This window comes from Candidatus Nanosyncoccus nanoralicus, assembly GCF_004138405.1.
Taxonomy (GTDB): Bacteria; Patescibacteriota; Saccharimonadia; order Saccharimonadales; family Saccharimonadaceae; genus Nanosyncoccus; species Nanosyncoccus nanoralicus.
In genome coordinates this window covers 23149-29148 of sequence record NZ_PRLL01000005.1, presented here as the reverse complement: position 1 = coordinate 29148, position 6000 = coordinate 23149, and the positions used below count along the sequence as shown (strand labels likewise).

Sequence of the window (6000 nt, the reverse complement as noted above, 5' to 3'; positions counted from 1 at the left end):
AGTTTTGTATAGTTTTTTCGATGAAAGCTACACAAATAAGCACACTATTTCAATCCACGTACCTAAAATTGTACGATGAGTTTTAACGTCTTTTGCTTTGACGTAATGCCGATTGCAGGGATCGAACCTGTGACCTGCTCGTTACGAATGAGCTGCTCTACCAACTGAGCTACAATGGCACCTGATTAGATTATATCATGAAACATTTTCTAGCCCAACGAAAACCCCACTTGAGCCCAGCACTTCCCCCTGAGGATAAACTAAAACAGCCTCAGCTTGCCGCACTTACGAGTCGCCCATTTGCACACCGTGGCGTACATGGTTTCCTTAATCCATCAACCTATCAAAAATACCCCAACGTTCCATCTCCTCATCAGCCCTACCTTTTCATCCCTGAAAACACCCTTGCCTCCTTTCAACTTGCTATTCAAAATCAACTAGCCATCGAACTTGACCTTCACTATACGAATGACCGTCACCTTGTTATTTTTCACGACAATGACACTTATCGACTTACTCAAGTCTCTCAAAAAATTAAACATAGTACTTTAACTAGTATTCAAGAACTCCAGCTTCTTTCCACCTCTCAGCAGTCAAAAAATCCTTTCCCCAAAGAATACGTCGCTAGGATCCCCACACTAGAATCCGCACTTCAACTTATCGCCGGCAAAACTCCCCTCCTTATCGAACTTAAATCTGAATTCAATGTTAATTATCGTCGTTTCTGCCAACAAACCGCAAGCCTACTTCAAAAATATCAAGACCAACACCAAAACGCCCCTATCTTCATCAAAAGTTTTGACCCGCGCATCGTGCACTGGTTTCTTCATTATTGTCCAAATATCCCCTCTGGCCTACTTATTCCCAGTCATCCAAATCCTCTTTATTATTTAGGTTTATCTCTTCTAAAATTCCCCTTCAACTCATGGCTTAAGCCGGATTTTCTTTCCGTCGATAAAAAAAATATTCAAAACAATCATATTCAAAATTACCGCCAATCTCACCCTGTGCTCTGCTGGGTGCTTTCTTCAAATTCCGAAAAACACTATCAAAAGTATATAGATAATTCCATTATTGAATAAAAAATTTAAACAAGAAAAAACAGCCCTAAAGCTGTAATGGCGGATCCGACGAGACTCGAACTCGCGACCTCCGCCGTGACAGGGCGGCGCTCTAACCAACTGAGCTACGAATCCAATACCAGTAGTATACTTTATTGTCCTCGATTGTGCAAGACTTTTTCTCTATCTTCTTTAAATTATGCTAAAATAACTACATAAGCGAGTATCGTATAACGGCTATTATGCTTCCTTCCCAAGGAAGAGACGAGGGTTCGACTCCCTCTACTCGCACCATTTTTTTGTCAAAAAAATCCCTCTTCCAGGGATCTTTTTTATTGATACGATATTCTCTATTCGTCCTTCAAACTAATCATTTCTCGTACCAGTCCCCCTTCACGAATTTGTTTCACTTGTTTATTAAACTCCAAAAACGGAATCTTGATTGACGTATAATTCACTTGTGATTCAGTTTTGTTAATCAATGTCACAAAATAGTATCCATCACCAGACGAAGACATCACACGATCTGAAGTCTGCCCCGCCTCAAGACCCATCGCGATTCCAGCCCTACCCCCGTCAACATTCAACTTATCAACCAATCCCCCGGTCTCCTCATATAAAACTTTTTCACCAAGCTCATCGGCAATAGCCTTTAAATTTTTTCCCGCCTTTACTCCCGCCTGTACAGTCTCCGAAATTCTAATCGCTTCCTTATCAATCTGTTGTGATACTTTTTCTTTCATTAAGGAAAGGTAAAGCATCCTGCGATACTCTTTAACGGATAGACCAAAGTTGTCCTCTAGGATTTTCTTAAAACTCTCCTCACTTCTCTCTACTCCGCCAATCTTACGATGCTTATCGAGCGCACGGTCAATCTCGTCTTTATCCACGGTCAAATGATGCTCAGCCGCCAATTTCAAGGCATAGGCATAATTCTCCGCCTCAGTTAAGGACATTCTTTTGTAATGATTCATCATTGACGAAGCATCTTTATCATTGCCCAACTTCCCTTGCTGTTGTTCAATTGGCGTAATCGTACTCTTATAAATCATCAAATAATCAGAGTATCGTACACGCTCACCATCTACTGAAGCCACAGGTAGCGGCACCAGCTGAGTAAGTCTATAAAGTACTGAATCTGTACTCTGCCACTTATATAGAGATAGGTACAAGAATCCACCAAACAACATTACTGCCACCAAAGAGATCACAATAGTCAACGTTACAATACGATATTTAGCATATTGTAGAGGATATTTAAACTTTCGCCCCTTCGATAAAACTTCTTCGCGTCTCTCTTCGACCCGCTCAAGCTCTGTCTTATTTTTAAATTCCTCAATTTCCTTCTGCTCTTTACGCTGTTTTAAACGTTTGATAATTGATGGCTTTTTTTCATCATTTTGTTCTTGTTTCTTCACTCTTATTTCTCCTCTTCTCTACTTTGTATTTTTTGCCACGACATTCTGCAATTTTTCATAAATCTGCGCCGGTTTCCCCACTACTGAAATCACTAGATCACCCACACCAGTTTGAATTAAAATTGTTCCATAACCTAAAATCCCCCCAACCACCGAAGTGATTCCGTAAGAAATGCTCTGGATTTTGTCTAACCCCAGATCCACTACAGTTTTCTTGAATAAACCTTTTTGTGAAACCTGTCTAATTCTTTGGTCTGTTACGATATAAACCGAAAAATACCACATCATGTATGCATAGAAAAAACCACACACCCCCACAAACACAAACCCCAGAAAAATCCACAGCATTCTTAGATCATTCTGCCACAAAAAAAGCGGAATTATTCCTAGCATTATCATCAATACTAGAAAAATAATTCCCGCTTTTGCTGTTGAAAAATGGCGACGAAAAATAAACTTAACTTCTTCCCCTTCTCGTTGCCCATCAAATACTAATTTTGTCATATAATTTCAATTTATGGTGACCCGGGCGGGGGTCGAACTCGCAACCTTCTCCTTAGGACGGAGCTGCTCTATCCATTGAGCTACCAGGCCAACACAAATTAATTATACCATATATACTTCACTATCTTAGCGAGTATATTTTTCGTTCAAATCTTCGTAATCATAAAGTTCAGCATCAGTGAACCATAGCCTCACTTCTTCCTCTGCCTCTTCTGGATTTCCTGAAGCATGTACAAGATTAGGTACACCAATCTTTTTTGCATTAGAATAACCAAAACTCATGTGAGAAAAATCACCACGAATTGTACCCATATCCGCAGATTTTGGCTCAGTTGGGCCAACAATCTTACGCACCAAAGCTACCGCCTCCACTCCTTCAAGGCACATTGCAATAATTGGACCAGACATCATATAATCCAGATTATACATAAAAGTCTCCTCACCACGACGTGAAATCAACTTTCCAATATCTTCATAATGTTTCTTAAATAGTACCTGGTCTGGGCTTACCATCTTCATGCCAACAATTTTTAGTCCCACACGCTCAAAGCGTTGCAAGATCTCTCCCACGATACCACGTTGAACTGAATCTGGCTTAAAGATCACAAGAGTTCTTTGCACGAAGTCGGCAAGATCGACCTCCTTTTGTTTATTAGTAGGTTTATCTTCTGACATACGTACTCCCTGAGCTATGCTCTTACATTTTTCTGATTATAACACAACCAGTCAAGCCATTCCACGCCTACTCTCATCCAGGCGCAACTCGTAGTCTTAATCACAAATTACCGCGTTAATCAATTCCTTACATCCCCCGACCTTTTTATTGTAATTTTTTTGATAAGTTTCCCGAATAAAACTATACATTTCCTCAAATTTCACCGAAATATTTGCAAGATCAACCAGCTGTAACGGGAATTCCGTCAACACATCCGGCCTCTTCTCCTTTTGAAATTGTATAAATGCATTCTTTTTCGCTTCTAAATCGTTCTTTGCTTCCACATAATCCACTACTTCAGTCTCCTCAGAAGAATGATAGAATTTATAAGCCGCTTTCGCCACCTCTGTTTTTAAGTTAATCCATGCATTGCCATACGACACCAATCTTTCATTTCCAGATTCCACCAAAATTTTTGCTGCTTCCTTAATTTCTGACTCACTCCATTCAAAACCGTTGTGAGTTTTATCTCCAGACGATTCCACAATTAACCAATTATGCCACAACGAATAAAGATCCAGAGTCTTTTCTACTTCCGCGCTACTTGCCTTAGACTCATTCAACGCCACCTTAAACGCCTCAAATCGACGATTTACCTCGATATCCTTCAAGACCCCGGCCGTGTCTCCCATTTCTTCGATCAACTGCGCATTTACTCCCTGACTATTTTTTTTGCATCCCTCAATATATCCCTGATATATCTCCATAGAGGTGAAGGTATTGTCATTATATTCTGTTACCTTATCACAGTTCACATTACTTCTTAGTTTTTGTAGGTCACTCTTAATCGCCTTCGCCACACTGTAAGTTTTTGAGTAATCGGTTGAAAACATCCCCGTAATACTTGCAACTATCGAAAAAACTACAATTAATCCCACCACTGCTGACGGGATAATAATTAGTAGCCTCTTCTGTATCTTCGTCAGCTCACCAAAAGAACGCTTAATTCTTTCTCCCAACTTCGGTTTCTTCGGTTTTTCAATTCTCTTGAAATCTGCATTCGGCCCATACCCTGCCGGGAACCCATTTTCAGGTACCCTATTTTCCTGCACTGTATCCACCACCACACTACTCCCAGTTAGAGGCTCGTAAATTCTCTTCTCCGTCGGATTCATATTGATTTGCTGATCGACTAGTTCTTGATTATAGTCAATCTTCTTTACTTCACCAAAAACCTTGAATACCGAATTCGTCCCTACCTCATTATTCGGCTGGTTTCCATCATTCATCTTCACGCCGCCATCCGCATTTGGCGTAAAATCCACACCCGGAGTATTCAGATTATCCATAACCGTATTATAGCACGGTCTGTTATAATATCCCTTATGGATATCTCTGATCTTATTAATGACTTTCTCGAATCTCTTGAAATTGAAAAAGGCCGTTCTACTAAAACCACTGAAAACTACGGACTTTACCTTGCTCGTTTTCTTGATCTAATCACTCAAGATTTTCCCGAAGGTGCCACCATTAAACCCTCTGATCTCACTCCAGAAATTTTACGTAAATTTCGTCTCAGACTCAATCGTTTTGACGACAATCAAAACCATGAACGCCTTTCCGCTCTTACTCAAAGCTATCATCTAATTGCCCTCCGTGGTTTTCTCAAATATCTAGCCAAACGTGGAATTCACTCCCTTGACCCAAGCCTAGTTGACCTACCCCGCGCCGCCAAAAAACAGGTCACCTTTCTCCATTTCGATGAGGTCGAACGTCTACTTGCAGAAATCCCCATCGATACCGAAACTGGCCTGCGTGACCGTGCCATCATTGAACTATTATTCTCCGGTGGACTTCGCGTTTCTGAACTTTGTAACTTAAATCGTGACTCCATTAACCTCGCCCGTCGCGAGTTTATGGTTCGCGGTAAAGGTAAAAAAGACCGCCCTATCTTTATTGATCAAACCACCGCCGATCATCTTGAAGAATACCTTTCCGCCAGAAGTGACACTCTTCCCGCTCTTTTCCTTAATAACTCTTCCAATCAAAATATACCTGACACCTCTGGCGATTTTCGCCGGCTCAGTCCACGTTCGATCGAACGGATTATTCAAAAGTATGCCCGCCTTGCCGGCATCACCAAACACGTCACCCCCCACACCCTTCGTCACAGCTTCGCTACCGATCTTTTAATGAATGGTGCCGACCTACGCTCTGTTCAAAGTCTCCTTGGCCATGCCAATATTGCCACCACTCAGATTTACACCCATATCACTGATCCCCACCTTAAAGAAGTTCACGAAAAATTTCATTCAGAAACCAAAGACTAATTTTTTTACCTCACGATTCCAATTCAACCACG

General features: G+C 41.1%; 6 protein-coding genes and 3 tRNA genes. 3 read left to right on the top strand and 6 right to left on the bottom strand.

Annotated features, from left to right (window positions below; all coding sequences use genetic code 11):
- Nucleotides 1-197: 197 nt before the first annotated feature.
- A complete protein-coding gene (locus tag G3KMM_RS01395) occupies nt 198-1082 on the top strand; it encodes a glycerophosphodiester phosphodiesterase (RefSeq protein ID WP_129604530.1) in 885 nt (294 codons plus the stop codon).
- A gap of 37 nt (nt 1083-1119) precedes the next feature.
- On the opposite strand, the gene G3KMM_RS01390 is transcribed toward G3KMM_RS01395, so the two are convergent.
- Nucleotides 1120-1196: transfer RNA gene (locus tag G3KMM_RS01390), tRNA-Asp, on the bottom strand.
- A gap of 84 nt (nt 1197-1280) precedes the next feature.
- On the opposite strand from G3KMM_RS01390, the gene G3KMM_RS01385 reads away from it, so the two are divergent.
- Nucleotides 1281-1355: transfer RNA gene (locus tag G3KMM_RS01385), tRNA-Gly, on the top strand.
- Nucleotides 1356-1411: 56 nt separating this feature from the next.
- On the opposite strand, the gene G3KMM_RS01380 is transcribed toward G3KMM_RS01385, so the two are convergent.
- From G3KMM_RS01380 to G3KMM_RS01360, 5 genes are all read right to left on the bottom strand, one after another.
- Nucleotides 1412-2479 (bottom strand): SurA N-terminal domain-containing protein, encoded by a 1068-nt coding sequence (locus G3KMM_RS01380; RefSeq protein ID WP_129604527.1) that lies wholly within the window; start codon nt 2477-2479, stop codon nt 1412-1414.
- Between the two features lie 18 nt (nt 2480-2497).
- Complete coding sequence (locus G3KMM_RS01375) at nt 2498-2983, bottom strand: PH domain-containing protein (protein ID WP_129604524.1); 486 nt, start codon at nt 2981-2983, stop codon at nt 2498-2500.
- A gap of 14 nt (nt 2984-2997) precedes the next feature.
- A tRNA-Arg gene (locus G3KMM_RS01370) sits at nt 2998-3073 on the bottom strand.
- Nucleotides 3074-3109: 36 nt separating this feature from the next.
- Nucleotides 3110-3658 (bottom strand): nucleoside-diphosphate kinase, encoded by a 549-nt coding sequence (locus tag G3KMM_RS01365; protein ID WP_129604521.1) that lies wholly within the window; start codon nt 3656-3658, stop codon nt 3110-3112.
- Between the two features lie 96 nt (nt 3659-3754).
- Nucleotides 3755-4987 (bottom strand): hypothetical protein, encoded by a 1233-nt coding sequence (locus G3KMM_RS01360; RefSeq protein ID WP_129604518.1) that lies wholly within the window; start codon nt 4985-4987, stop codon nt 3755-3757.
- A gap of 36 nt (nt 4988-5023) precedes the next feature.
- Here G3KMM_RS01360 and xerA point away from each other — a divergent pair, with 36 nt between their 5' ends.
- Nucleotides 5024-5968: a site-specific tyrosine recombinase/integron integrase gene (xerA, locus tag G3KMM_RS01355; protein ID WP_129604515.1), complete on the top strand. Its 945-nt coding sequence runs from the start codon at nt 5024-5026 to the stop codon at nt 5966-5968.
- Nucleotides 5969-6000 lie beyond the last annotated feature (32 nt).

Coding starts and splice junctions, on each gene's coding strand:
- G3KMM_RS01395 (WP_129604530.1), top strand. CDS start 198: ATGAAACATTTTCTAGCCCAACGAAAACCCCACTTGAGCCCAGCACTT.
- G3KMM_RS01375 (WP_129604524.1), bottom strand. CDS start 2,983: ATGACAAAATTAGTATTTGATGGGCAACGAGAAGGGGAAGAAGTTAAG.
- G3KMM_RS01365 (WP_129604521.1), bottom strand. CDS start 3,658: ATGTCAGAAGATAAACCTACTAATAAACAAAAGGAGGTCGATCTTGCC.
- G3KMM_RS01360 (WP_129604518.1), bottom strand. CDS start 4,987: ATGGATAATCTGAATACTCCGGGTGTGGATTTTACGCCAAATGCGGAT.
- xerA (WP_129604515.1), top strand. CDS start 5,024: ATGGATATCTCTGATCTTATTAATGACTTTCTCGAATCTCTTGAAATT.